General features: G+C 71.5%; 20 protein-coding genes. 7 read left to right on the plus strand and 13 right to left on the minus strand.

The window, feature by feature from the left end; genetic code table 11:
• Window positions 1-172 precede the first annotated feature (172 nt).
• Complete coding sequence (locus tag ABZS58_RS13145; RefSeq protein ID WP_354780836.1) at window positions 173-1060, minus strand: MFS transporter; 888 nt, start codon at window positions 1058-1060, stop codon at window positions 173-175.
• On the opposite strand from ABZS58_RS13145, the gene ABZS58_RS13150 reads away from it, so the two are divergent.
• Window positions 1059-4781 carry a CHAT domain-containing protein gene (locus ABZS58_RS13150; protein WP_354780838.1) on the plus strand — a complete coding sequence of 1241 codons (3723 nt, stop codon included), beginning with the start codon at window positions 1059-1061 and terminating at the stop codon, window positions 4779-4781. The genes ABZS58_RS13145 and ABZS58_RS13150 overlap by 2 nt on opposite strands.
• Before the next feature lie 402 nt (window positions 4782-5183).
• Here the strand turns inward: ABZS58_RS13150 and ABZS58_RS13155 are convergent, their stop codons facing one another.
• A complete protein-coding gene (locus ABZS58_RS13155; RefSeq protein WP_354780839.1) occupies window positions 5184-6749 on the minus strand; it encodes a DUF2142 domain-containing protein in 1566 nt (521 codons plus the stop codon).
• 275 nt (window positions 6750-7024) lie between these two features.
• Here ABZS58_RS13155 and ABZS58_RS13160 point away from each other — a divergent pair, with 275 nt between their 5' ends.
• Together ABZS58_RS13160 and murJ are read left to right on the plus strand one after the other, a co-directional pair.
• Entirely contained in the window at window positions 7025-8272 is a 1248-nt protein-coding gene (locus ABZS58_RS13160; protein ID WP_354780841.1) for an LCP family protein, read from the plus strand.
• Window positions 8273-8341: 69 nt separating this feature from the next.
• Window positions 8342-9973, plus strand: coding sequence for a murein biosynthesis integral membrane protein MurJ (gene murJ / locus ABZS58_RS13165; RefSeq protein ID WP_354780843.1), 1632 nt, complete (start codon window positions 8342-8344; stop codon window positions 9971-9973).
• Here the strand turns inward: murJ and ABZS58_RS13170 are convergent.
• The 8 genes from ABZS58_RS13170 to ABZS58_RS13205 all read right to left on the minus strand — a co-directional run bounded on the left by ABZS58_RS13170 (window position 9955) and on the right by ABZS58_RS13205 (window position 18695).
• Window positions 9955-10968 (minus strand): sugar transferase, encoded by a 1014-nt coding sequence (locus ABZS58_RS13170; protein WP_354780845.1) that lies wholly within the window; start codon window positions 10966-10968, stop codon window positions 9955-9957. The two genes, murJ and ABZS58_RS13170, sit on opposite strands and share 19 nt — an antisense overlap.
• 40 nt (window positions 10969-11008) lie before the next feature.
• Window positions 11009-12892 (minus strand): asparagine synthase (glutamine-hydrolyzing), encoded by a 1884-nt coding sequence (asnB, locus tag ABZS58_RS13175; RefSeq protein WP_354780847.1) that lies wholly within the window; start codon window positions 12890-12892, stop codon window positions 11009-11011.
• A 46-nt stretch (window positions 12893-12938) separates the two neighbouring features.
• Window positions 12939-13718, minus strand: a complete 780-nt coding sequence (locus ABZS58_RS13180) for a WecB/TagA/CpsF family glycosyltransferase (protein ID WP_354780849.1) — start codon at window positions 13716-13718, stop codon at window positions 12939-12941.
• Window positions 13719-14248: 530 nt separating this feature from the next.
• Entirely contained in the window at window positions 14249-14719 is a 471-nt protein-coding gene (locus ABZS58_RS13185; RefSeq protein ID WP_354780850.1) for a DUF1622 domain-containing protein, read from the minus strand.
• Between the two features lie 184 nt (window positions 14720-14903).
• Entirely contained in the window at window positions 14904-15440 is a 537-nt protein-coding gene (locus tag ABZS58_RS13190; RefSeq protein WP_354780852.1) for a hypothetical protein, read from the minus strand.
• A 91-nt stretch (window positions 15441-15531) separates the two neighbouring features.
• A complete protein-coding gene (locus ABZS58_RS13195; protein ID WP_354780854.1) occupies window positions 15532-16521 on the minus strand; it encodes a GlxA family transcriptional regulator in 990 nt (329 codons plus the stop codon).
• A gap of 59 nt (window positions 16522-16580) precedes the next feature.
• Complete coding sequence (locus tag ABZS58_RS13200; protein WP_354780856.1) at window positions 16581-17477, minus strand: alpha/beta fold hydrolase; 897 nt, start codon at window positions 17475-17477, stop codon at window positions 16581-16583.
• Between the two features lie 105 nt (window positions 17478-17582).
• Complete coding sequence (locus ABZS58_RS13205) at window positions 17583-18695, minus strand: hypothetical protein (protein WP_354780858.1); 1113 nt, start codon at window positions 18693-18695, stop codon at window positions 17583-17585.
• 30 nt (window positions 18696-18725) lie between these two features.
• Here ABZS58_RS13205 and ABZS58_RS13210 point away from each other — a divergent pair, with 30 nt between their 5' ends.
• Complete coding sequence (locus ABZS58_RS13210; RefSeq protein WP_354780860.1) at window positions 18726-18920, plus strand: hypothetical protein; 195 nt, start codon at window positions 18726-18728, stop codon at window positions 18918-18920.
• Window positions 18921-19165: 245 nt separating this feature from the next.
• A complete protein-coding gene (locus ABZS58_RS13215; RefSeq protein WP_354780862.1) occupies window positions 19166-20221 on the plus strand; it encodes a glycoside hydrolase family 43 protein in 1056 nt (351 codons plus the stop codon).
• A gap of 18 nt (window positions 20222-20239) precedes the next feature.
• Here the strand turns inward: ABZS58_RS13215 and ABZS58_RS13220 are convergent, their stop codons facing one another.
• The 3 genes from ABZS58_RS13220 to ABZS58_RS13230 form a co-directional block, all read right to left on the minus strand.
• Entirely contained in the window at window positions 20240-20488 is a 249-nt protein-coding gene (locus ABZS58_RS13220; protein WP_354780864.1) for a hypothetical protein, read from the minus strand.
• Window positions 20489-20618: 130 nt separating this feature from the next.
• The gene (locus ABZS58_RS13225) at window positions 20619-21605 is read right to left on the minus strand and encodes an aldo/keto reductase (protein ID WP_354780866.1); all 987 of its coding nucleotides are present in this window, start codon (window positions 21603-21605) and stop codon (window positions 20619-20621) included.
• A gap of 68 nt (window positions 21606-21673) precedes the next feature.
• Complete coding sequence (locus tag ABZS58_RS13230; RefSeq protein ID WP_354780868.1) at window positions 21674-22558, minus strand: helix-turn-helix transcriptional regulator; 885 nt, start codon at window positions 22556-22558, stop codon at window positions 21674-21676.
• 243 nt (window positions 22559-22801) lie between these two features.
• Here ABZS58_RS13230 and ABZS58_RS13235 point away from each other — a divergent pair, with 243 nt between their 5' ends.
• Both ABZS58_RS13235 and ABZS58_RS13240 read left to right on the plus strand, forming a co-directional pair.
• A complete protein-coding gene (locus tag ABZS58_RS13235; RefSeq protein WP_354780870.1) occupies window positions 22802-23011 on the plus strand; it encodes a hypothetical protein in 210 nt (69 codons plus the stop codon).
• 47 nt (window positions 23012-23058) lie between these two features.
• Entirely contained in the window at window positions 23059-23439 is a 381-nt protein-coding gene (locus ABZS58_RS13240) for a DUF2255 family protein (protein ID WP_354780872.1), read from the plus strand.
• The last annotated feature ends 16 nt before the right edge of the window (window positions 23440-23455 follow it).

Raw genomic sequence — 23455 nt, forward strand, 5'->3', positions numbered from 1 at the left:
GCCAGGCGCGCCTTGGCCGCGCGCAGCTCGGTGCCGACGTCGAATGGGCTGAACGAATTGTGGTCTTCCGGCGAGGCGCCGTTGATGGCGCCGTTCTGGGCAGTGCCTGCCCGGCCGGCTGGCCGACCATGAGTGCGTGGCCGCTCCCGATCCGGCTTTGACCTGTGGTTGGTCATGGGGGGTCGGTGGCGGGTTCGGGGTTGTCGGCGTGTCGGTAGGCCGTGAAGGCGGGAAGTCTCGCTGCGATGAGGCCGGCTCCGACGATGGCGGCGAGCCCGCCTGCGACGGCGCTGATCTGGGGTGTGGTGGCGGTGGCGAGCAGGCCGGCGCGGAAGTTGCCGATCTGTGGGAATGCGGCGCCGACAACATATTCGGTTGAGTTGGTGCGGCCGCGCATGGTGTCAGGGGTGGCGAGTTGGACGATGGTGGTGCGGAAGACCACGCAGAGCACGTCGGCGGCGCCGGCGACGGCGAGGAGTGCGAGTGTGGCGGGAAGTCCGTGGACGGCGCCGAATCCGGCGATGGCTGCGCCCCAGACGGCGCCGGTGATGAGCATGGCGCGGCCGGGGCGGGTGATGGTTTTGACGGGCCCGGACAGGATGGAGCCGAGGAGTCCGCCGACGGCGATGGCGGTGCTGAGCAGGCCGAGGGTGCGGGGTGAGCCGTTGAAGCGGTCGGCGTTGATGGCGGGGAACAAGGCGATGGGCATGGCGAGGACGGTGGCGCTGAGGTCGGCGAGCATGGCGCCGCGCAGCGCGGTGTTGCGGGCGATGAAGGTGAGGCCTTCGATGGCGGCGGCGAGGCTGCGCCGGCTGGCTTTGCCGTCGGGGTGCATGGATGGGAGCCGGAAGACGCCGTAGAGGGCGGCACCGTAGCTGATGGCGTCGATGAGGTAGCAGATTTTGAGTCCTGCGGCGGCGACATCGGCACCGGCCGGGTGACGGTCTCCTGAGCCGGCCGGCGGGTCGACGCCACGCTCCTCGACAGCGCCTGCGGACCGTCCGTCAGCTATCCACGTGTGGACGACTGAAGGTGGTACCGATGGGTTCGACCGGCTCATGGCTGTCGCGGAGACGGCACTCGACCGCTTCGCCGCCGATCCTCGCGAAGCGGACCTCGACCACGCGATCGACCTCCTGCTGGAGGCGACCCGGTGCGGCGAACACCATCCCGACCTCCCACTGTGTTGGTACTGGCTCAGCCACGCCTACCGCGAGCGGGCCCAGCGGGACGGGGCACCGGATGACTTCACCAGCTCGATCGAGTGGGCCCGGCGGCTGACCGACGGAACCGACCCGGCCGACCCGGAGCACGACGAGTTGGCGGTTCACCTGCTCGACATGGTGTGGGACCGGTCGTGGACGCTGTACTACGACCACGAGTGCACCGACGCCGCGGACATCGACGGCGTGGTCGCGCATATGGACGCCGTCGTCGTCAGCGGCTCTCACCCGATCGTCACCGAATACGTGCGCCTGATGCGCGGCGCCGCCCGCCTGGAGCGTTACGACCGTTCGACGTCGGACCCCGACCGGTCCGACCTCGACCGCGGTATCGGGGAGGTGGTCGCGGCGCGGGCCGCACTGCTCGCCCAACCGTACGACGCCTGGGTGAGCGACGACCGGTTGGCCCTCGTCGAGTCCCTGCTGAGCGGTGCGGCGCTGGTTCGGTTCGAGCTCGATGGCGCCTTGGACGACCTGGCCGACCTGGACTGCGCGGTGAGTGCCGCCCGGGCGGCGGTGGACCGGTCCGCCCGGTCGGCGCACGCGGCCCTGTGCCTGGCGGACGCAGTGCGCACCCGGTGGCGCACGGCCGAACGACCGGACGATCTCGACGCGGCCATCGACGCGCTGACCGCGGTGCAGGCGTTGCCGTTCGATGGCGGGGTCGGCCTGGACCTTGCCGAGCTGCTGCGGGAAAGGGCCGTGCGCAACGGCGACATCCGGGACGCGCGCCGGTCCGCGGCGCTTCTGGACGACGCCGATCCGGACAGCTGGGTCGTGTCCTACGAGGCCGGGCGGACCCACCGCCTGGTCTGGGACCTGGGTCAGGACGTGACCGCACTGGATGCTGCGGTGGCTCACCAGGACCGAGCCATCGCGCTCGACCCGGATCCGGGCGACGAGTTGTTGAGCGTGTACTTCGAGCGACTGACACTCGAGGACGCCCGTGGCGGCGCCGGCCTGCTGTCCACGCCCTCGACCGCGGATCGCGGCCAGTCGCCCTACCGGAGCCTCATCATGGCCGCCGCCGACGCGTTTGTCCGCAGCCCACATGCCGATCCTGACCTGCGAGCCCGGTTCGCGGCGGTGCTCGGCTGGTCCCAGCTCATGCTCGTCGGGCACGACCAGGGTACCTACGATCTGGCGCTGATCCTTGAGCTGCTCACGCTCGGCGCAACAGTCCGGGACGACCCGCAGCTGTCGGCGCTGGTCGAGCTCGGTCTGGGCATGTGCGACGTGGTCGAGGGGTTGTCCAGCGGCGGAGTCGGTGCCGGCGCCGTCGAGCGGATCGCCCGCTTGGCGAGCTCGGAGCACCTTTCCGAGGCGAGTCGCGGGGTCGTGAACCTCTGGCTGGCGGCCGCCATGAACCTCCGCGGCCGCGTCACCGGAGACCGGCTGGCCACCGGCATCGGCAGCGCTGAGTGGCGCAGGTTCGTCCAGGACGACGCACTGTTCAGTCTCTTCGCCCAGTTCGACGACCGCATCATCAGCGGCGACGCCGCCGGCGCGGCGGAGGTGGTGGCCGCTGCGGCGCCGGCACTGGATCAGGTCAACGACGCGTCCCTTGATAGGAGCACCGTCGACTTCATGCGGAGCTTTGCCGGGCTCGCCAAGCCGCTGACCAGCCCATCGGTCGTCCTGCCGAGCCTGGACGACATCCCGCCCGGGCATGTCGGGTTGCTCCGGCTCGTCAATGCCATGATGGCGGCGGCGGCCCTGAACGTGCAAGGCACCGCGCGCGACGACGCTCGCCTGCTGTCGGAGGTGGCGCGGTATACGGCGGAGCTTCTCGACCTCCTTCCCGAAGGAGAGCTTCGGCTGGGCATCGGCACCCGGCTCACCGCTGGGTCGAGCCGGCGGCATCTGGCGCGCCTGGGCATCCGTCGTGCGGAGCATGCGGCTGCGGCGGTGCGGTACCTCACGGAGGCGCTCAGCCTGGCCGGCGATCATCGATACACCTTGTGGGTCTTCCTCGCCGAGAACTGCGCGGCAGCGGTCCGGCTCACCGACGAGCCGGACCGGGCACGCTCACGCGAGCTGGGCTGGTCGATGCTGCGCGCCGACGCGTGGCAGGTCTTCCTGCAGTCGGGCACCGACCGGGCACTGGCCGCCGCGCGGAGCGCCGCCGAGCACGCCCTCACGGTCGCCGAGTGGTGCATCGAGGACAACGCCCACGACGACCTCGTCGGCATCCTCGACGCCGGCCGGGCCCTTGCCCTGCGGGCGGCAAGCAGCTCCCGCGAGGTGGCCGACCGGCTCGTGGAACGCGGCCACCCCGAACTGGCCGCCGACTGGCTCGCGACCCGTGGCGTCGGCCGCGACCGGCTGACCGGTGTCCCGCTGGCAGCGGGTGGCGAGCCCGCCTTCGTCGTCCCTGACGAGCTGCGGTACGCCGTGCTCGACGCGCTCGGCGGCGAAGGCGAGGTTGTCGGTCTCCGCCCGGTCACGGTTGCCGAGATCAGGGCGGCTCTGGCGGCGACCGGCACCGACGCGCTCGTCCAGCTCATCGCCGGTGTCGGCGAGACACCCGGTCGGGCGGTCATCATCCAGAGCGACGGTGACCCGATGATCCGCACCCTTCCCGCGTTGGTCGATGCGGAGGTATGGGCAGGGGGGAACCCGCATCCCGGGGTCCGCGACCTGGAAGCGGTCGGCGGCCAGCGGTCGGCCCCCGATCTCGACCGTCTCTGCGCCTGGGCGTGGACGGCCGCGATGGACGACGTGCTCGGCGTCACGCGGCGCACGGCAAGCCGCCCGGCGAGGCTCGTGCTGGTTCCGTTCGGTCCGCTCGCCGCGGTGCCGTGGCACGCGGCATGCACCACCGAGGACGGCCGCCGGCGTTACGCGCTCGATGCGGCAGTGATCAGCTACAGCCCATCGGCCCGGATGTTCTGCGAGGGCCGTGCCTGGACCTCCGCCACGGTTCGCTCCTCGCTCGTGGTCGGCGACCCCGGCGGCGACCTTGCATCGGCCAGCGTCGAGGCCAAGGCGTTGCACGACCGGTTCTACCCCGACGGACAGTACCTCGGCCGCGACGCCACCCCCGGCGACGTGCTGGCCTGGATCGACGCGACGCCTCCGGGACCGTCGGTGCTGCACTTCGCCTGCCACGCCACCGTGGATGCCGAGCGCCCGACCGAGGCGCGCCTGCTCCTGGGCCACGGCAGTCGGCTCTCGGCCGGCACCTTGCTGGAGCATTCCCGTTCGGCGGCACTGGACCTCGAACAGGTCTTCCTGGCTGCCTGCACCACCGGCGCCACCAGATCCGACCACGACGAGGTGCTCAGCCTTGCGACGTCGTTCCTGGCGGCGGGGGCCCGCACGGTCTTCGGCTCGCTGTGGGCGGTGCCGGACACCGAAACATCGTTCCTGATGTACATGATCCACCGCTACCTTCGGATCGACGGCGACCGCCCAGCCGACGCGCTGCGCCGTGCCCAGCTATGGATGCGCTCACCGGTCCGCGCCGACCTGCCGCCGGAACTGCGGGAGCTGTGTCCGCCTGACGCCGCGTTCAGTCCACTCGCCTGGGCGGGGTTCACCCACTACGGCCGCTGAGCCGCGTCGTCACCGCAGCGCCGTCCCAGCACGAGGACGAGCGGCCATACATCCGTAGGTAGGGCGAGCCGGAGAGCGCTCGTCGCTCGTCCGGACGCGGCCGATGCCGGCCAGAATTATCGGATCATTACCCTTTGATCCTGATGAGATGGGCGGGCGCCGTCGTGTTCATCGGGGGTGGTCGCGGCGCAGGAGCATCTCAAGCACCTTCAAACGCCGCGCCCGCGCTGCTCACTACAAGATCAATCGAGATGTTCACGCCAGAGTCCCATGGTCGCGGACGAAATCAGCCGCCCGAGAATCCGCCGGGACGACCACGCGGATCGGGACCCTTGGACGCTGTCGATGTGCCGGTCGGCTCCGCGGTCCCGGCGTGCCGCCGCGCCTGACGGAGGCAGCGCGTCACCGGACGTTCGGCATGGACGGCAACGCGTGCTGTTCCGGCGGTGCGTGGACGGGACCACGCGTACTGTCGCCGGCCAGCACCGCGGCCAGCACCGCGAGGATCGTGCCGCCGGCCAGCACCGCCAGCAACGGCGGCAGCGCTCCGGACGGTGGCCGCCAGACGCCCGTGAACGGGTCGAGGGGCGCGCCCGGGCCGGACTGGAAACGCGTCATCACGAACGCCAGCAGGTACACGTGCAGGACTGCGGCCACGCCGGTCAGGACGGTGCAGTAGGAGCTTAGCCGGTGCCGCGAGGCAAGGCGGCGCTCGAACTGCGGCGCGCAGGCGGCGCACAGCACCACGCCGGCGGCTGCCGGCATCGCGTACCGGCCTTGCGCGAACCAGCCGATGATCGGCAGATAGTGCAGTTCCAGGGCCAGGAGCAGGCCGAGGCAGGCAGTGCCGAGTGAGGCGGCGACGAGGGTGAGCCGGCGGCCGCCGTAAATCAGGCTCGGCACCACCACGGCGCCCAGCAGCAGGCACCACGCCGCGATGACCACCAGCGGCGGCTTGGTCTCGCCGTAGTCGAACTGGCCGACGACCTGCTTGAGATAGAACGGGATGCGCCGGGTGACCAGGACCTGCGCGAGCTCCGACGGGGCGAGGTGCTGGGCGTCGCGGACGACCGGAGCGACGCCGGCCACGCCGGAGTACGCCATCCAGCCGAGCGAACCGGCCAGGCCGAGCGACCACGAGCCGGCAACGATCCAGCGCGTCTCGCGGCGCCGCCACAGCTGGGCGATGCGGCCGGGGAGGGCCAGCGCCGCGCACGCCGCCACGACGAGCATCAGCAGCGCGGGCCCGAGTTGGCGGACGGTGAGCAGCACCAGCGAGCCGACCCCGACCAGCACCAGCAGGCGGCGCACGGCGCGGTCGCCGAGCCGTGCGTCGGGCGCGCGCAGCAGGGCGAGCAGCGCGCAGCAGACGGCGACGCCCGCGGCGATCTCGAGGCCGTTCGGGTTGACCGAGCCGGCCAGGTTCGCCGCCATCGGCGTCGCGGTGAGCACGACACCGAGCGCGAGCAGCCGGCTGCCGAGCCGCAGCGCGGCGCCGGCCGCGCCGGCCAGGAGCGCGGCCGCGGCCAGCGCCGAGATGAGCCGCGCGAGCAGGATGCCGGTCCGGTCGGGCGCGAGCACCAGCGGCGCACCGACGAGCAGGTAGTAGACCGGGCTGTACCTGGCCGCCCCGCTCGGGGTGAGGACGCGGGCCCGGTCGGTGGTCCAGCGCTGGCAGTCGGCCGAGCGCGCCGGGCGGGGCGCCCACGCGCAGTCGACGTTGCTGTTACTGGGCATCAGGCTCGCCGGTACCAGGAACGCGGGCTTGCGGTCGTCGCGCCGGTCGACGACCGTGCGGTGGGTGGTGAGCTGTCCGGTGGTCACGGCGTACGCACGGGCGATGTGGTCCTTCTCGTCGTACGTGCCGTTGACCGGCAGCGCGACCGCCCACCCCGCAGCGATCAGGAAGAACGCCGGCAGGTAGAGCCACCACCGCGGCGCGGGCCCCGCGACGCTACTGCGCCGCATGGAGGGCAGGAAGTACCGGCATGGGATCCCCGTGAGTGACGTTCGTTGACGGATACGTGTTGCGAGCGGCCCGTTCGTACCCGGGCACAGCCGAGATACACCGGCGGCGCGGACCCGGGCACCGGTTTCGTAGGGGGTGGAAATCGGGGTTGATGTCGCGAGACGCCGCGGCCGCCGGTCCACCTGATCCGTAGGTTTCTCCTGTCCGACGTACCTCGTGAACAGGAGCCGGCCCGGTGACCCCTCCGGATGAACCGCACCGACCCGGTGACTCGGTGAACGACCGGCCCGGCCGCGCGTGCGGCCGGGCAACGGTGACGACCGACCGGCCCGCCCGTGCGTGCGGCCGGGCAACCGTGACGACCGACCGGGATCAGCGCGCACGGCCCAAGGATCCGTCGTGGGCGCGGTGGAGCATCGTGCTCGGCACGATCCTGGCCGTGCTGCCCGGCGCGGTGCTCCTGGCGAAGGAGGCCCTGCTCTCGTACGCGATGCGCGGCGTCGTCGAGCAGAACCTGCTCGGCGACACCGGCAACCAGGCCCAGCAGCCCGGCCACGCGTCAGTCACCGGGGCGAAGAACATCCTGCTCATCGGTGTCGACGCCCGCCCCGGCCAGGACCCTCACGAACCCGTACGCTCCGACTCGATCATCATCCTGCACATCCCGGCGACGTATGACGCCGCGTACATGGTCTCGATCCCTCGGGACACCTGGGTCGAGATCCCGCCGTACGACAACGGGGCCAGGCAGTACCCGGGCGGCGACGACAAGGTCAACGCCGCGTACGCGTACGGTGGCAACGGCCTCACCGGGCCGGCCGCCCGCAGCCATGCCGTCGAGTTGCTCGCCATGACGATCAAGAAGCTGTGCGGGGTGACGTTCGACGGCGCGGCGATCGTCGACTTCACCGGCTTCCAACAGGTCGTCAACGTGCTCGGCGGGGTCGACATGTACGTGGATCAGGAGACCACGTCCGTGAGCATCGGTCACAACAGCAAGGGCGGGACCGAGGTCCCCTTCCGGCAGTACACCAGAGACGACGGCGGCCAGGGCCTGGACCCGGTTCCGGGCGTGACCCCGGTGGCCTACCACGTCGGCTACCAGCACCTCGCACCGTGGCAGGCCCTCGACTACGTCCGGCAACGCGAGACCCTGCCCAACGGCGACTACGACCGGCAACGCCACCAGCAGCAGTTCATCAAGGCCGTCTTCAAGGGGATGCTCAGCAAGGACGTGCTCACCAACCCGATGCGGTTCAACAAGGTCCTCGAGGTCGCCGGCAAGGCGATCACCATCGACAGCGGCGGCATCGACCTGGCCGACTGGGCGTACGCGATGCGCGGCGTGAGCGGCGACGACGTGGTCACCATCAAGTCGAACGAGGGCACGTTCAACCAGTCGCCCGGCAACGGCACCGCCGAAGCCCTCGACCGGACCACCGTCAACCTGCTCGCCGCCGTACGCACCGACCAGGTCAAGAGCTTCCTCGCCGCCCATCCCCAACTGGTCGCCGGTGGCTGACCGGCCGGCGTGGTGAAGGTCGGCGGGACAGCCGGATCGTCCCTGGGACGCGCGGGCCGGGGAGCGGCCGTGGCGACGCTGGCATCGCGGGCGGCCGGATTCGTCAGGATCCTGGTGCTGGCGGCCGTGCTCGGACTGGGTAGCCGGCTACTGGACAGCTACAACCTGGCGAACGCGCTGCCGAACGTGGTGTACGACCTGGTGGTCGGGGGTGCGATGGCGAGCGTCATCGTGCCGATGCTGACCCGGGCGGCGCTGACGGAGCCCGACGGTGGCGTGGTCTACGCCCAGCGACTGTTGTCGATGATCGGCTTCGGCCTGGGGGCGGTCACCCTGGTCGCCACGGTGCTGGCCCCTGTTCTGGTGGACCTGTTCACGCCCGGCTTCACCGCGGACCAACGGCATCTGACGGTCGTGTTCACCCGGTTCTTCCTGCCGCAGATCCTGTTCTACGGCATGAGCGCCGCGGCGGGCGCCGTGCTGAACATCCGGGGCCGGTTCGCCGCACCGATGTGGGCGCCGCTGGCCAACAGCCTGGTCGTCACCGCGGTCGGGTTGTTGTACTTCGTGGTCGGCGGCGCGACCAGCATGCAGGCGCTGACCACGCCCCATCTGCTGCTGCTGAGCCTGGGCACCAGCGCTGGAGTCTTCGCCCAGATGGCCATGGTGATGTGGGCGCTGGCCCGTAGCGGTTTTCCGTTCCGGCCGCGGCTCGATCCCCGGGGCATCGGGATGCGCCGGATCGGCCGGCTCGGCGGCTGGATGCTGTTCTCCGTCGCCGCGGCCCAGGTGCTGTTCACGGTCGCCACGAGATCGGCGTCGATCGGCGGGCCGGGTGGGATCAGCGCGTACCAGAACGCGTACGCGTTGTTCCAGATGCCGTTCGCGGTGATCACCCTGTCGGTGATGACCGTGATGCTGCCCCGGTTGAGCCGCAGTGCGGCTCGCCTGGATCACCGCCGGATCACCGACGACCTGTCGCTGGGCATCCGGTTGGCCGTCGTCGCCCTCGCCCCGGTCGCGGCGGTCATGGTGGCGCTCGGACCGCAGCTCGCCGCGCTCCTGTTCGCCCACGGGCGCAGCGACGCGTCGACCGTGGGCCTGCTCGGGACGGTCATGGCGGCGTTCGGGCTGGCCCTGGTGCCGTTCAGCGGGTACGCGATCCTGCTGCGCGGGTTCTACGCCATGCAGGACACCAGGACGCCGGCGCTGATCGCCAGTGGGGTCAGCGCCGTCGGCGTGGCCGGCTGCCTGGCCGCCGGTGCGTTCCTGCCCCGCGCGGACATCGTCGTGGGCATCCCGATCGCCTACGGGGCGGCGTACACCACCGGCCTCATCACCGCGGGTCTGGTCCTGCGCCACCGGCTGGGCCGCATCGACGGTCGCAGGCTGGCGAGCACGCACGCCCGGGTGCTGCTCGCGGCCGCGGCCGCCGCCGGCGTCGCCACCGCGGTCGCGCACCTCCTGGCTCCGCTGACCGGGCCGCTCGTCGTCGTCGCCGCGGCCGGCCTGCCCGGCGGGATCGCGTACGTCGTCGCCGCGCGGCTCCTGCGTCTCACCGAACTCGGCCGGCTGGTGGCCACCGCCACCGCGGGGATCCGGTCCGGAGACGGACCGGACCGGACCGGCACCGACCGGCCTGACCGGCCTGACCGGCCTGACCGGTTGAGCGCGGGTGCGCCTCACGCGCCGGGGAGCTGACCCGCGTGCTCGATCGGCTCGGCCGGCCCGCCGGACCCGTTGACCGGATCAGCGGTGGTGCGGTTGGAGGGCACGAGCGGCGGGTCGCTGTGGTACCGGCGCTCGCCGCGAATCGTGGTCAGCACCGCGCGGCCGAGCAGCCGCAGGTCGAACATCACGCTCTGGTGCTGGATGTAGGCGAGGTCCTTCTCCAGCCGTTCCTGCGGTGGCATGTGGAACTTCTCGATCTGGGCGAGACACGCGATCCCCGGCCGGACCGTGTGCCGTTCGGCGTAGCCGGGCACGGTCCTCAGGTGGGAGAGCACCAGTATCGTCCGCAGCGGGCGCGGGCCGACCAGGCTCATCGTGCCGCCCAGGACGTTGATCAGCTCCGGGAGCTCGTCCAGGTGCCAGCGGCGCAACCGCTGGCCGACCCGTAGCGTGCGCGGATCTCCCGCGGGTGACGCCACGGGGCCGGTGAGCCTCTCCGCGCCGTACCGCATGCTGCGGAACTTGAACTGCCGGAACGTGGCACCACCCAGGCCGACGGAGTTCTTGGTGAAGAAGACCGGGCCCGGCTCCTCGAACCAGATGAGCAGCCCGATGATCGGCCACAGCGGCAGCGTGAGGGCGAGCCCGACGGACGCGCCGACGATGTCGAGCAGCCGCTTCCCCCGGGGCACCCGGCGGCGAGGGACCGTGCTCGGGGCGTGGTAGGCGAGGACCATGCGCTGGACCCCCAACGAGGGCGGCGCGTTGTCCTCCACGATCCCGGCCGTGGCGGCGCTGAGCACGATCCCGCCCGCGAACGCCCCGGTCACGATCAGCAGAGCGGCTCGCGCCGGGACGTCGTAGCCCAGGCGCACCCAGAGCCACGGCGAGAGGATCAGCCCCACCGAGACGAGGAAGGCGATCCGGCAGATCCAGGCCCGCGTTGTCCGGGAGATCAGTGACGTGAGGACGACGGCCGGCAGCAACGCCAGGACGATCGACAGGAGCAACACCCAATAGTTCACGGTCTCTTACCCTCAGCAGTACTACTCGTGACGGCAGGCGCTAGAGGTACGCCTTCTCCTGCTCGGCCCACATGGTGAAGAGCAACAGGATCCAGATCTCCCGGGCATGCTCGGCCGTGCCGCTCAGGTGCCGGTCGACGATCGCGTTCACCTCGTCGAACTGCAGGTAGCCCTGCCGCTCCAGGACATCCCGGCTCAGGTACTCGCGGAGCAACGGTCGGAACACACCGCGCAGCCATCTGGGGAGCGGGGCGTTGAAGCCCTTCTTGCGCATCGCGATGATCTCCGGCGGCAGCAGATCGGCCATCGTCCGGCGCAGCAGGAGCTTCGGCCGCAGACCGGGGGACTTCAGCCGGCCCGGCAGGGAGAAGGCGAACTCGATCATCGAGGTGGCGAGCAACGGGACCCGCACCTCCAGCGAATGCGCCATGCTCAGCCGGTCGACCTTGGTCAGCACGTCGTCGGGGAGGTACACCTGGGCATCGGTGTACTGGAACCGGGTCAGCCGGTCGAATCCGGCGCCGGCCCGGTCGTGCGGCTCGTGCGTGTCGTAGGTGTCGGTCATCCCGGCGAACACGTCGGGCTGCAGGACCCGTGCCTTGTGCGCCTCACGGAAGACCACCCGCCACAGGTAATGACTGCGACCCGGGTGCTCGACCGCGTTCTCGATGAACCGTCGCGTCTTGAAGTCGAAGCTCGCCCGGGCACTCGAGCGGGGGAGGAACCGCAGCAGCGAGGGAGCGATCCGCACCGTCAGCGCCCGGGGCAGGTGCCGGTAGTAGCGGGCGAGCTTGTCCGCCTGGTACGTCAGGTAGCCGGCGAAGAGCTCGTCCCCGCCGTCACCGCTCAACGCCACCGTCACCTGCCGCCGGGCGAGTTGGCACAGATAGTAGGTGGGCACCATGGACGGGTCGGCGAACGGCTCGTCGAAGCAGGGCAGCATGCCGTCGGCCACATCCTGTGCGCGTGGCTCGACCAGCAGCGCGGTGTGCTTGGTGCCGAACCGCCGCGCGACCAGGGCGGCCGCGCTGCGTTCGTCGTAGGACCGGTCCGCGAAGCCCACCGAGAAGGTCTTCAGGACGGCGTCCGGCTCCGCCAGGCGGGCCGCGGCGACGACACTGCTGGAGTCCATGCCACCGCTGAGGAAGAAGCCGAGCGGGACGTCGGCGACCATCTGCTGACGGACGCTGTCGACAACCAGGTCGCGCAGCATCTGACGGGTCGAGGCCGCCGTCAGGTCGCGGCGCGGCGCCACGTCGGCGAGGGCCCAGTAGCGCTCGATGGTGTACGCGTCGTCCTGCCACACCAGCGCTGTGCCCGGCTCCAGCTTGCGAATGGTGCGGTACATGGTCCGGGGCGCCGGCACGTACATCAGCGACAGGTATGCGCTGAACGCCTGCAGGTCCGGCGAGCGGTCGGAGACGGCGCACAGCACCGCCTTCATCTCCGAGCCGAAGACCAGACCGCCGTCGCGCTCCGCGTAGTAGAGCGGCTTCACCCCGACGCGGTCGCGGCACACCACCAGACGGCGCCTGGCCTCGTCGTACAACGCGATGGCGAACATGCCCTCCAGGTGCCGCACGAAGCCCGAGCCGTACTCCTCGTACAGGTGCGGAATGACCTCGGCGTCGCTGCCGGAAGCGAACCGGTGACCGCGAGCGGCGAGCTCGCGGCGCAGGCGCTGATAGTTGTAGATCTCCCCGTTGAGCACCGCGTGCACGGTCCCGTCTTCGGACCGCACCGGCTGCTGCCCGTGCTCCACGTCGATGACGGCCAGGCGCCGCACGGCCAGGCCGACCGTGTCGCCGAGATAGAAGCCCTCGTCGTCGGGGCCGCGGTGCGTCAGGGCGCGGCACATGACACGCAACCGGTCCGGGTCGACCGTGCCCGCTTCGGCGGTCACGATGCCGGTGATCCCGCACATCGAATTCTCTCTTTCGATTGATCGGTGACAGCGGCGGCGGGCGCGATCAGACCGGCGGCGGGTCGGGCAGCCGGTACGCCGGTTCCGGCGCGGCCGGCGTCCACAGCCGCATCTTCTGCGCGGACAACCGGAGCAGGTAGTCGGGTCCGAGGAGCAGGTAGCGGCGCCAGAGCCGGCGTGGCTCGAACATCAACCGCCACAGCCAGGCCAGGCCGTGCCGCTGCATCGGGCGCGGCGCGGGAGCGAGCCTGCCGGCGTGATAGTCGAACGCGGCCCCGACGGCCAGCAGCGGCATGGCCAGCAGCGGCCGCATCGCATGGACGAAGGTCTCCTGCCGCGGGCAGCCGAGGCCGACCAGGACCAGGCGCGCCCCAGAGCGGCTGATCCGATCGGCGATCCGCGCGGGCTCGCCGGGCCGGGCGGAACGGAACTTCGACGCTTCGGCGCCGGCGATCCGCAACCGCGGCAGCATCCCGGTCAGCGACGCCGTCAACTGCTCGACAGTCCGCGGCGTCGAGCCGTACAGATAGACCGGCAACGCCTCGGCGGCGGCCCGCCGCAGCACCCGCAGCGTCAGTTCCGGCCCGCTGACCCATTCCCGCAGGCCCGCCGCGTGCAGCAGGTTGAGCGCCCACCGCACCGGCTGGCCGTCCGCCGCGACTACGTCGAAGGCATTCAGCCGGGCGCCGAACACACGGTCCGAAACCCCGGTCATCACGCCGTGCACGGCCAATGCGGTGAGAATGAACGGGCGCCTGTCGACGGCTGCCGCGACCACCTTCTCGACCGCCGCGTCGTAGTCGATGACGTCGACCATGACGCCCATCACGCTACGTTTGCCGGCATCGATCCCTTGCGGCGCACGCCGCGATGCCGGACCGCCCGCCTCGCGGGAGCGGTCCAGCTCGAACCCGGTAGCCAAACGCGTTCCTTTCGTGTCGCCCACCCGCACGCCGCGCCGACCGTGCGGGTCGCACGCCGGTACATCACCCACCGGACTCGCTGCGGGCGTAGCCGAGCGGTACCCCTTCGGCGGCCGATCACGCCGCCCGATGGCACGATGCGGGGTGGCTTCGCGAGGTGAGGTAGCGCGCGTCCCGGTGGCCCACGGCCGACGCCGCCGTGGGGGCGCTTCCGGCGCGATCCGGCAGCGGCCCGCGCGGCGAGCGGTGGACGCGATGACGCGGCGATCGGGGCGCGCGTCAGGCGGGGGACGGGCGCCGGATCAGCGGGGAGTTCGACGGCACGGCGCTGCCCGGCCAGGCCGTCGCCGGTGCGTCGCGAGGAGGTCTTCCACCGGACCTGACCGTGGCGCGTCGGGCGACCGGGTCACCGCGGCACGGGTGCCGGGATTCGTCAGGATGCTTCGGGCCGGTCGCCGGTCGGTCCGGCGTCCGCTGGGTGACCTGCCGCCGGCTGGCCCGCCGGTGAACGTCCGGCGTCCCGGGCGGTGCGGGCCGCTCGGGCGACGGTGACCGCTCCGCTGGTGAGCGCCCGGCGCCAGGGCAGGGTGCCGTCGATCTCGACCTGGAGTGAGAAGCTGAGGAAGGTCCGGATGAGCACGATGAGGCCGAGGACCGCGACGTTCTGCGTGGTGGGTGCGACGGCGACCGTGCGGATCAGGTCCGCGGCGACCAGGACCTCGAGACTGAGCAGCAGGACTCCGCCGAAGCTCTCCCGCAGTGCCTGGTACGCCCGGCGCCCACCGGCCTGCCGCCAGGTCCGGACGGCGAGGCCCACGGACCACAGCAGCCCCACCACCAGCACGCCCGCGCCGAGCGCGTCGAATCCCTGCGCCGCGTGTTCCATCAGGTCGGTGAACGCCATCGTGCCTCCCGCCGCCGGTTGATCGAGCCGGATGGCGCCCGGCGGGTGGCGCAGCGGCATCACCTGTCAGACCCGTAACGACCTGCGGTCAGGATCGGTCAGAGGTCCCGTACCCCGCACAGGCATTACCCACGAGCGTCTCGAATCCACGTCCTCACCCACCTGGGCTACCTCCTCCGGCGTGTCACGCGGCCAGGCCGAGCACGACCAGCCCGAGCCCGAGCGGCAGGTCCAGCGCCATGCACGCTTCCGCCAGCGAGGGGGACACGACCGACTTGCGGCGGTGGTGCACGGCGTCCCACACCGCGTGTGCGGCCAGGACGAGCCCGGCCACGACGAGGCCGGCGTCCGGGTCGAGTGCCAGCGCCGCGAGCGCGAGACCGCCGTACACGACGCCGGCGACGCTCTGCGCGACCACCGGGCGGCGCGGGGCACCGATGATCACGGCAACGACGACGAGGGCCGCCGCGGCGATGCCCAGCAGGACCCATCGGCCGACGCCGGCGATCTCTCCGGCGACGACGACGACGCTGCCCGCGGGCACGGCCACCCACGCCATCCACGGCCGGTGCAGCGCGGCCGCCGCGAGGTAGCAGAGCGCGGCGACCCACACGCACGTGACCGCGGTGTCCCGGTCGGCGACGGTGAGCAGCGCGGCGACCGCTGTGGCCAGCCCGGCCGCGGCCGGCCAGCGACGCGCCAGAGTTCGAACGGTTTCCATGGCGCCCACTGTGGCCGCACCGCGCTCAGGTGACGAGGCGGACCTGACACCACGTCAGAAATCCTGGCACTCCCGGCAAGGAAACCCGGTGTCAGGCGTCGGCGAGCGCCGCGGTCACCGACCGGTACTGCGACGGCGGCACCCCGTACTGCGCGACGAACGCCTGACGGAACGTCTCCAGCGACGCGAACCCGCACCACCGCGCGACCATGCCGACCGGATGGCCGGTCGTGGCCAGCAGCCGCGCGGAGGTGTCCAGCCGGGTGCGGCGCACGAACTGGCCAGGCGGCATGCCGAGATGCTCGACGAACAGCCGGTGCAACTGCCGGGTGCTCACCCCGCAGTGCCCGGCCAGCACCGCCGTGCCGAGCGTCGTCGCCAGGTGTGCGGTGACGTACGCGACGGCCTGGCGGACCAGCACGTGATCCGGGTCGGGTGCCGTGAACACGCTCATCTGCGCCTGGTTGCCCGGCCGCTGCAGATAGGTGACCAGGCCCTGCGCGACGGCGCGCGCCAGGTCGGGCCCGCAGTCCTCGGTCACCAGCGCCAGCGTCAGGTCCAGGGCACTGGTGACGCCGGCCGACGTGGCGACGCGCCCGTCACGGATGAAGATCGGCCGCGGATCGACGTGCACGGAAGGGTACCGCCGCGCGAGCGCGTCAGCGTAATGCCAGTGCGTCGTCGCCCGCCGGCCGTCGAGCAGCCCGGCCGCCGCGAGCACCGTGGCGCCCGTGCACACCGAGGCGACCCGCCGGGACAGCGCGGCCAGCCGCCGCACGTGCGCGACGATCGCCGGGTCCTCGGCGGCGGCCTCATGTCCCCGCCCCCCGGACACGACCAGCGTGTCGACTGGCCCGGTCGCCCGCTGCAGCGACCCGTTGCTGTGCAGCTCAAGACCGGAGTCGCACCGGATCGTCTGCCCGTTCGGAGAGATCAGCTCCGTGCGGTACAGCGTCCGCCCCGCGATGCGGACCGCCAGGTCGAGCGTGGAGGTGACACAGGCGATGTCGAGCAGCTCGGAGCCGTCGTACCCGACAACCACGACCCGCCGCGCAACGCCGCCGCTCGATGTGACCGCCATGCACGCATCCTGTCAGATCGACACAGAACGCTCCGGCGGTGCCCGTTCGGCGGCCGCGGTCATGGTGCGAGGAGATGGTCGACGACGGTTGCCGCGAAGGTGGGGGACAGCGCCGGCACGTGACCGCCGTCCGGGATCGACCACAGTGTCACCTGACCGCCCGCACGGCATCCGGCCCGGTACGCGGTCACGGTGGTTTCCGCGCCGGGCAGGGAGGAGTCGAGGTCCAGCGGCGCCGTCGGGGGAGCGACCTGGTCCGAGCAGCCGTTGTACCGGCGCCACCGCTCGACGCCGACCGCGGCCGACGGGTACGGCTGACCCCCGTTCATGCCGCCGTCGTAGCGGATGGTCCCGTCGGCGGTGCCGTGGATCTGCAGGATGCCGACCGGCCGTGACGGTGCGCACTCGGCGGCGTCGTCCGCCACGGCACCGGCCAGCGAGACGATCGCCGTGACGGTGTCCGCGTGCTCGCAGGCCATGCGGTACGCCATGAAACCGCCGTTGGAGTGACCGATGAGATAGACCCGGCCCGCATCGACGGGGTGCGCGGCCTTCACGACGTCGATCAGTTGCCGGAGGTACCCGGAGTCGTCGGTGCCGCTGCGGGCGAAGTCGCAGCAGGCGCTGGTCGCGTTCCAGAACCGCTGCCCCCGGCCGTTCCTGGTGCCGTCGGGCATCGCGAGGAGGAACCCGCGGCGGTCGGCCTCAGCGGTGAGCCCGAAGTACCGACCCGCCTCGGCCGCGTCGGAGCCGTAGCCGTGCAGCAGCACCACCAACGGCATCTTCGTCCCGTCGGCGTACGAGGTGGGCAGGCGCAACTGGAACGGCCGGTCACCGAGGGCGACGGTCACCGTCGCGCCCGGAGTGCTCACCGCCCGCTCGGCCTCCGGCGATGCGTCGCACGCCGACACGCAGCACGCCACCAGGGCGGCGATCAGCCAGCCTCTTCTCGTCATGACATCGATCCTGCCCGCTCAGGTGCGATCGATGGAACCCGCTGAACCGGAAACTGACCGGCATGACGCCAGACCGGCGCATGCGCTGTGGATCGGCAGCGTGGCTCATCGTTCATCACCTCCTGCTGGATCAGCGAATGCGCGGAGATGCAGCCGCGCCGCCACGTTGCCGGCGAACCAGGCAGCGAAGTCGCCGGTCGGGTCGAGACCCGCGCGGACCGCGTCGCACCAGTCAGGCCGCTCGAGCACTGCGAGGTACTGCCGAACGATGCGGTCCCGCTGCTCGACGGTGCATCCGCATCGGTTCGGAGGCTTGGCCGCCAGATGGTCGGCGATGACCGCGGCGTCGACGTACCGGTCCACTGTCGGCGTCTGCCGGGCGAGGTGAGCGGCATGCGCGGCCAGGACGATCGGTGCCGGTGGGTAGTGCTCGAGGGTCGTGCCCATGCCGCCGCAGTCGGCCATGGTCTTCAAGAGCCGGCCGGTGTGATCGATCAGGTCATCATCCACATCGGCGCCGGTGATCGCTTCGTGCAGGTGGGCCGCGGTGGCGACCTTGCCGGCGAAGTAGCCGTTGAGGAAGTCGCCGTCGCAGGCGCGACGCAGTAGCCACGTCCGGGAGGCGGAGGCGCCGAGGCGGCACAGCGCCTCGACGACGTAGACCCGGCCCCAGCCGGCGACGCGCTCGGCGAGCCACAGCAACGCCTCACCGCCTCCGCGGCGGCGTTGCAGCGCCTCTGCTGCCAGCGGCCCGAACCAGTTCGACAGCAGTCCGATGGTTTGGATCAGTGGAATGTCGTCTTCGGCCCAGTCGGTGGCCAGCAGCGCCAGCCCGACTGTTGCGGCGCATCGGTCCGTACTGTGCCGCACCAGCCACCGGCCGGTCTGCTGCACCCGCTGCCGGTCCGCGCGCAGCGTTGCGGCAGCGATGTGCACGTTGCCATGGATGGGGACGTGGGTGTCCCGGAACGCGTCGGCAAGTTCGCTTGCTTGCGCATCAGGCCGGCTGAAGTGTCTGTCGAGAATGGCGGCGACATCGGCTCCGTCGAGTCGACGATCGCTGTCCGGTTGGGTCCGCGAGCGGTAGCGCTCTTCGTCCGGATACGGCGAGCCGTCGTGCGGCAGAACACCGTCAGGATCCTGCTGATGGAGTCGCAGGGCATGTTCGAACAACGTGATCTGGGGTCCGAGCCTTCCAGGCTCGGTCGTCACGCTCACCGGCGGACGGCGGACTCGATTCTCTTGATCATGGCCGCGATGATGCCACCCCAGACCCCACTTCGGCAAGCAGCGCGCCGGGTCGAGCACGTTCGAGCCGGGGTGGTCGGCGCCCGGGCAAAGTGCGGCGGCGCGATGATCCTGGAGCACGTGAACGCCGGCCTGATCGACGAGTGCACGATCGCGATCGCACCCGTGCTGTCCGGCTCCGGAATCCGCCTGTGAAACGGACACAAGCCCCGTGGCGGTTCAGGCGGCCAGGGCGGCCACCGGGGTGAGGGTGTCGGGTGCCGGCAGGTTGCAGACCAACCAGTCGGCGGACATGTCGGCGACCACGGCATGGTGGCGGGGCGGGCTGCGAGACGCCCCAGCGGTCGCGCAGGACCGCGCTCAACTTTAAATAAAGCTTACAATTTGGTCGCGAACATTGACACTCGCGGATTGCTTGGGAGACTCGGGAGGTGCGAACCATGGCCAACATCCGGCGCGTCGGTCTCAGCGCCCTCGCCCTCCTCGGTGTGCTCGCGCTGGCACCCGCCACGACCGCCGACGCTGGAGCGACGACCCTCGGCGGGGCCGACCCCAGCGTCATCAAGGTCGGCAACCTGTACGTCGCGGCGAAGTCGGTCGACGGGGGAGTCGCCGTACGGACGGCGTCGACCCTCGCCGGGATCGCGGCCGCGCCGAAGAAGCAGGTGTGGAGCGACACCGGCAACCTCGGGGAGGTGTGGGCACCCGAGATCGTGCACCAGGACGGCAGGTACCACATCTACTTCTCCGCCGGGCGCAGCGCCGCCCACCGGATGTACCACATCAGCTCCGCCACCGCCGACTCCGGCTACACCGCCGCCACCAAGGTCGCCCTGCCCGCCGACAAGTGGGCGATCGACGGGGTGCCGTTCACGTACCAGGGCCAGCGCTGGTTCGTCTGGTCCGGCTGGGCCGGCGACACGAACGTCGAACAGAACCTGTACATCGCCCGGATGAGCAGCCCTACCACGACCACCGGCGGCCGCTTCGTCATCTCCCAGCCGCGGGAGGCGTGGGAACGCACCGTCGGCAACCCGTTCATCAACGAGGCACCCGAGCCGATTCTCGACCCGAACGGCCGGCTGCACATCGTGTACTCCGCGAACGGCAGCTGGAGCAGCAAGTACTGCCTGGCCGAGCTGCGGCTGCGGGCCGGCGGCGACCCGACGTACGTGTGGGACTGGTACAAGAGCAACGGCTGCCTCTTCGGGTCCTACGCGCCGAACATGATGACCGGCTGGGACCCCACGCTGTACGTCGACGGGCCCGGGCACCACTCGTTCGTCCTGGAACGGGGCGACATCGCGACCAGCCCACCGTCCGGGAACCGGTTCCCGACGATGTACCACGCGGTCGCCAAGGGCACCCCGTACTCGTGGGCGAACCGGTACTGGTACACCGGGACGGCCGTCTGGTGGGGCAACGTCACCTACCGCCGCGCCAACGTCCCCGGCCCCACCTCCGACGCCGGCTACGGTTTGAAGTTCTTCGAATAGGCGCGCACGCCCGCGGCGTCAGGCGGCCACGGCGGGCGCCGGGATCAGGGTGTCGGCGAGTGCGCGGGCGAACCGCATCCGCGGCGCGGCCGTCTCGGGGCACTCGCCGTACGCGGCCGCCAGGATCTCCACGCAGCCCTGCGCGCCGTGGCGGGTGACGGCGGTGGTGACCGCCGCCCACACCTGCGCCGGCGTGACGTCCTGCGACGGCTGCAGGTCGGAGGCGAAGACGGCTTCCGCGACGAACTCGGTGACGGTGCCGATCATGGTGTACCTCCTGCTGTCGTGCCCGGTGTGCTGCTGGACACAACTCAACGCCCGTACGGGTGCGGCACCACGTTCCAGACGGGTGCCGCCGGGTTGCAGACCAACCGGTCGGCGGACGATCGGACACCGGTCAGACGTTGGTCATGCGTTCCAGATGCTCGGGATAGCGGGCGCCGACGATACGGATGTCGGCGGCGGCGGCGTCGATGTCGTGCAGGTCGTCGGTGGTGAGCTCGATGTCGGCGGCGCCGATGTTCTCGTCGAGGCGTTCGAGCTTGCGGGTGCCGGGGATGGGCACGATCCAGGGCCTCTGGGCGAGCAGCCAGGCGAGCGCGATCTGCGCGACGGTGGCGTGCTTGCGGGTGGCGACGGTGCGCAGCAGGTCGACGAGGGCCTGGTTGGACCGGCGTGACTCGGCGTCGAAGCGAGGGATGCTGTCGCGGATGTCCCCGTTGCCGAAGGTGGTGTCCTGGCTGATGGTGCCGGTGAGGAAGCCTTTGCCGAGTGGGCTGTACGGGACGAGGCCGATGCCGAGTTCCTCGCAGAGGGGAAGGATCTGCGCCTCGGGTCGCTTCCACCACAGCGAGTACTCGTTCTGCAGGGCGGTGACCGGCTGGACGGCGTGGGCCCGGCGGACGGTGCCGGCGGCGGCTTCGGACATGCCGAAATGCTTGACCTTGCCGGCCTCGATGAGTTCCTTGACCGCTCCGGCGACGTCTTCGATGGGGACGTCGGGGTTGACGCGGTGCTGGTAGAACAGGTCGATGCGGTCGGTGCGCAGCCGGGTGAGGGAGGCGTCGGCGACCTGCTTGATGTGTTCGGGGCGGCTGGACAGGCCGGTCTGCTTGCCGTCGGTGTCGAACGCGAAACCGAACTTGGTGGCGATGACGACCTGGTCGCGGACGGGCTGGAGCGCTTCACCGACGAGTGCTTCGTTGTGGAACGGTCCGTACACCTCGGCGGTGTCGAAGAAGGTGACGCCGCGGTCGACGGCGGCGCGCAGCAGCGCGATGTTCGCGGCGCGGTCTGGGCCGGGGCCGTAGCTCTGGCTCATGCCCATCGCGCCGAAGCCGAGGGCGGAGACTTCCAGGCCGGTGCCGAGGACGCGGGTATGCATGGCGGACTCCCAAGGTATGCGGATCGGTCGGTCGCGTCGGGACGATCAGGCGTTGCCCGGCGCCGCGGTCAGGTTCGGTCAGCCTCGCGGGCCGGTGCGTGCCCGGTGGGTTCGTTGGACGCGGCCCAGCTGGCGAGCAGGCGGAGTGCGTCGGCGGCGGGGCTGCCGGCCGCGGCGCTGTAGGCGGTCAGGGTGAGCCCGGGGTCGGCCGGCATGGGCATCGCTTCGAAGCCGAGCTCGACGCGGCCGACGACCGGGTGCTGGAAGCGTTTGACGCCGGTGTGGTGCAGCCGGACGTTGTGCGCGGCCCACAGGGTGCGGAAGTCGTCGCTGCGGGTGGCGAGTTCGCCGACGAGGTCGGTCAGGGCCTTGTCGTAGGGATCGCGGCCGGCCTCGGTGCGCAGCAGCGCGACGGTGGTGTTCGCCGCCTCGTCCCAGTCGGGGTAGAGGTCGTCGGCACGGGGGTCGAGGAAGCAGAAGCGGGCGAGGTTCACCGGGCGGGCCGGGGTGTCGAACGCCGCGGCGTACAGCGCCTCGGCGAGGCGGTTGGCGGCGAGGATGTCCAGGCGGCCGTTGCGGACGAACGCCGGCGCGTCGGTCATCGCGTGCAGCAGGTGCAGGGTCCCGGGCCGGACCTGCTGCTTGGGTGGGCGCCGACTGCGCGGGCCCGCGTTCGCGGCGCGGGCCAGGTCGTGCAGGTGGGCGCGTTCGGCCTCGTCGAGCCGCAGCGCGCGGGCGACGGCCTCCAGGACGCTGTCGGAGACCCCGGACAGGTTGCCGCGCTCGAGCCGGACGTAGTAGTCGGGGCTGACCCCGGCCAGCAGCGCGACCTCGGCGCGGCGCAGGCCGGGGACGCGGCGGCTGCCACCGTACTGCGGTAGCCCGGCCTGCTCGGGGGTGAGCCTGGCCCGGCGGGTGGCCAGGAACTCACGCACCTCATCGCGGTTGTCCACGCTCCTCACGCTACGGGTGCCGGCTCGGCCGAAGGGGGTGCTGGCATTACCACCTTCGGTAAACCCTCCCACCGGCCCGGACCCGCCGGTTGCATGGGTGACATGACCGACGCGTCCCGCCCTGCTCCGCGACCCGGCCCGCGGCTCGCCGGCAGCGTGTCGCGGGTTTGCTCGGCTGCGCGGCCGGGCAGTCGGCCCCGATGGGGTTGCAGCCGCACAGCCCGGTCATCCGGCTGCTGGCGGGTGCGGCCAAACGATGGGGTCCTCACGCCGCGCTGGGCCGTCAGGCGGTCTCCGGCGTGCACCGGCGGCGGTCTCACCGGCTGGAACCACGCGGTGCTCGCCACCGCCGCATGCTCCCTCGCCGGGGCGCTGCTCGTCGTGTGCACCCGCGACCGCGCCGCCGCCGGCCTGGCCCACCGGCCGCTCGCCCCGGCCGTCGCGGCCCGCTGACGCCCGACCTCTGACAACCAACCTCCGACAAGAAGTGGAGTACCGCCATGACCACCTGGACATCCGACGAGCTGCGCCGTGTCGGCGCCGCCGACGAACTGCAGGTCGCGGCCACCCGCGACGACGGCACCCTGCGACCGGCGACCACGATCTGGGTCGTCCCCGACGGCGGCGACGTGTACGTCAGGGCCGCGAACGGCACCGGTTCCGTCTGGTACCGCGGCACCCGCGCCCGCCACGAAGGCCACATCCGGGCCGGCGGCGTCGACCGGGACGTCACCTTCACCGACGTCCCCGGCGACGACCCGGTCCACGAGCGGATCGACGCCGGCTACCGCAGCAAGTACCGCCGCTACGACGCCGGCTACGTGACCGCGATGCTCGCCCCGGCCGCCCGCGCCGCCACCCTCAAGCTCACCCCCCGCTGACCTGGGAGAGGACCCA

Source organism: Dactylosporangium sp. NPDC005555, from assembly GCF_040605635.1.
In the GTDB taxonomy this organism is placed as follows: domain Bacteria; phylum Actinomycetota; class Actinomycetes; order Mycobacteriales; family Micromonosporaceae; genus Dactylosporangium.

Coding starts and splice junctions, on each gene's coding strand:
- ABZS58_RS13180 (WP_354780849.1), bottom strand. CDS start 13,718: ATGGGCGTCATGGTCGACGTCATCGACTACGACGCGGCGGTCGAGAAG.
- ABZS58_RS13185 (WP_354780850.1), bottom strand. CDS start 14,719: ATGGCGTTCACCGACCTGATGGAACACGCGGCGCAGGGATTCGACGCG.
- ABZS58_RS13210 (WP_354780860.1), top strand. CDS start 18,726: ATGGCCGCGATGATGCCACCCCAGACCCCACTTCGGCAAGCAGCGCGC.
- ABZS58_RS13220 (WP_354780864.1), bottom strand. CDS start 20,488: ATGATCGGCACCGTCACCGAGTTCGTCGCGGAAGCCGTCTTCGCCTCC.
- ABZS58_RS13190 (WP_354780852.1), bottom strand. CDS start 15,440: ATGGAAACCGTTCGAACTCTGGCGCGTCGCTGGCCGGCCGCGGCCGGG.
- ABZS58_RS13215 (WP_354780862.1), top strand. CDS start 19,166: ATGGCCAACATCCGGCGCGTCGGTCTCAGCGCCCTCGCCCTCCTCGGT.
- ABZS58_RS13155 (WP_354780839.1), bottom strand. CDS start 6,749: ATGCGGCGCAGTAGCGTCGCGGGGCCCGCGCCGCGGTGGTGGCTCTAC.
- ABZS58_RS13145 (WP_354780836.1), bottom strand. CDS start 1,060: ATGAGCCGGTCGAACCCATCGGTACCACCTTCAGTCGTCCACACGTGG.
- ABZS58_RS13200 (WP_354780856.1), bottom strand. CDS start 17,477: ATGACGAGAAGAGGCTGGCTGATCGCCGCCCTGGTGGCGTGCTGCGTG.
- asnB (WP_354780847.1), bottom strand. CDS start 12,892: ATGTGCGGGATCACCGGCATCGTGACCGCCGAAGCGGGCACGGTCGAC.
- ABZS58_RS13225 (WP_354780866.1), bottom strand. CDS start 21,605: ATGCATACCCGCGTCCTCGGCACCGGCCTGGAAGTCTCCGCCCTCGGC.
- ABZS58_RS13150 (WP_354780838.1), top strand. CDS start 1,059: ATGGCTGTCGCGGAGACGGCACTCGACCGCTTCGCCGCCGATCCTCGC.
- ABZS58_RS13195 (WP_354780854.1), bottom strand. CDS start 16,521: ATGGCGGTCACATCGAGCGGCGGCGTTGCGCGGCGGGTCGTGGTTGTC.
- ABZS58_RS13240 (WP_354780872.1), top strand. CDS start 23,059: ATGACCACCTGGACATCCGACGAGCTGCGCCGTGTCGGCGCCGCCGAC.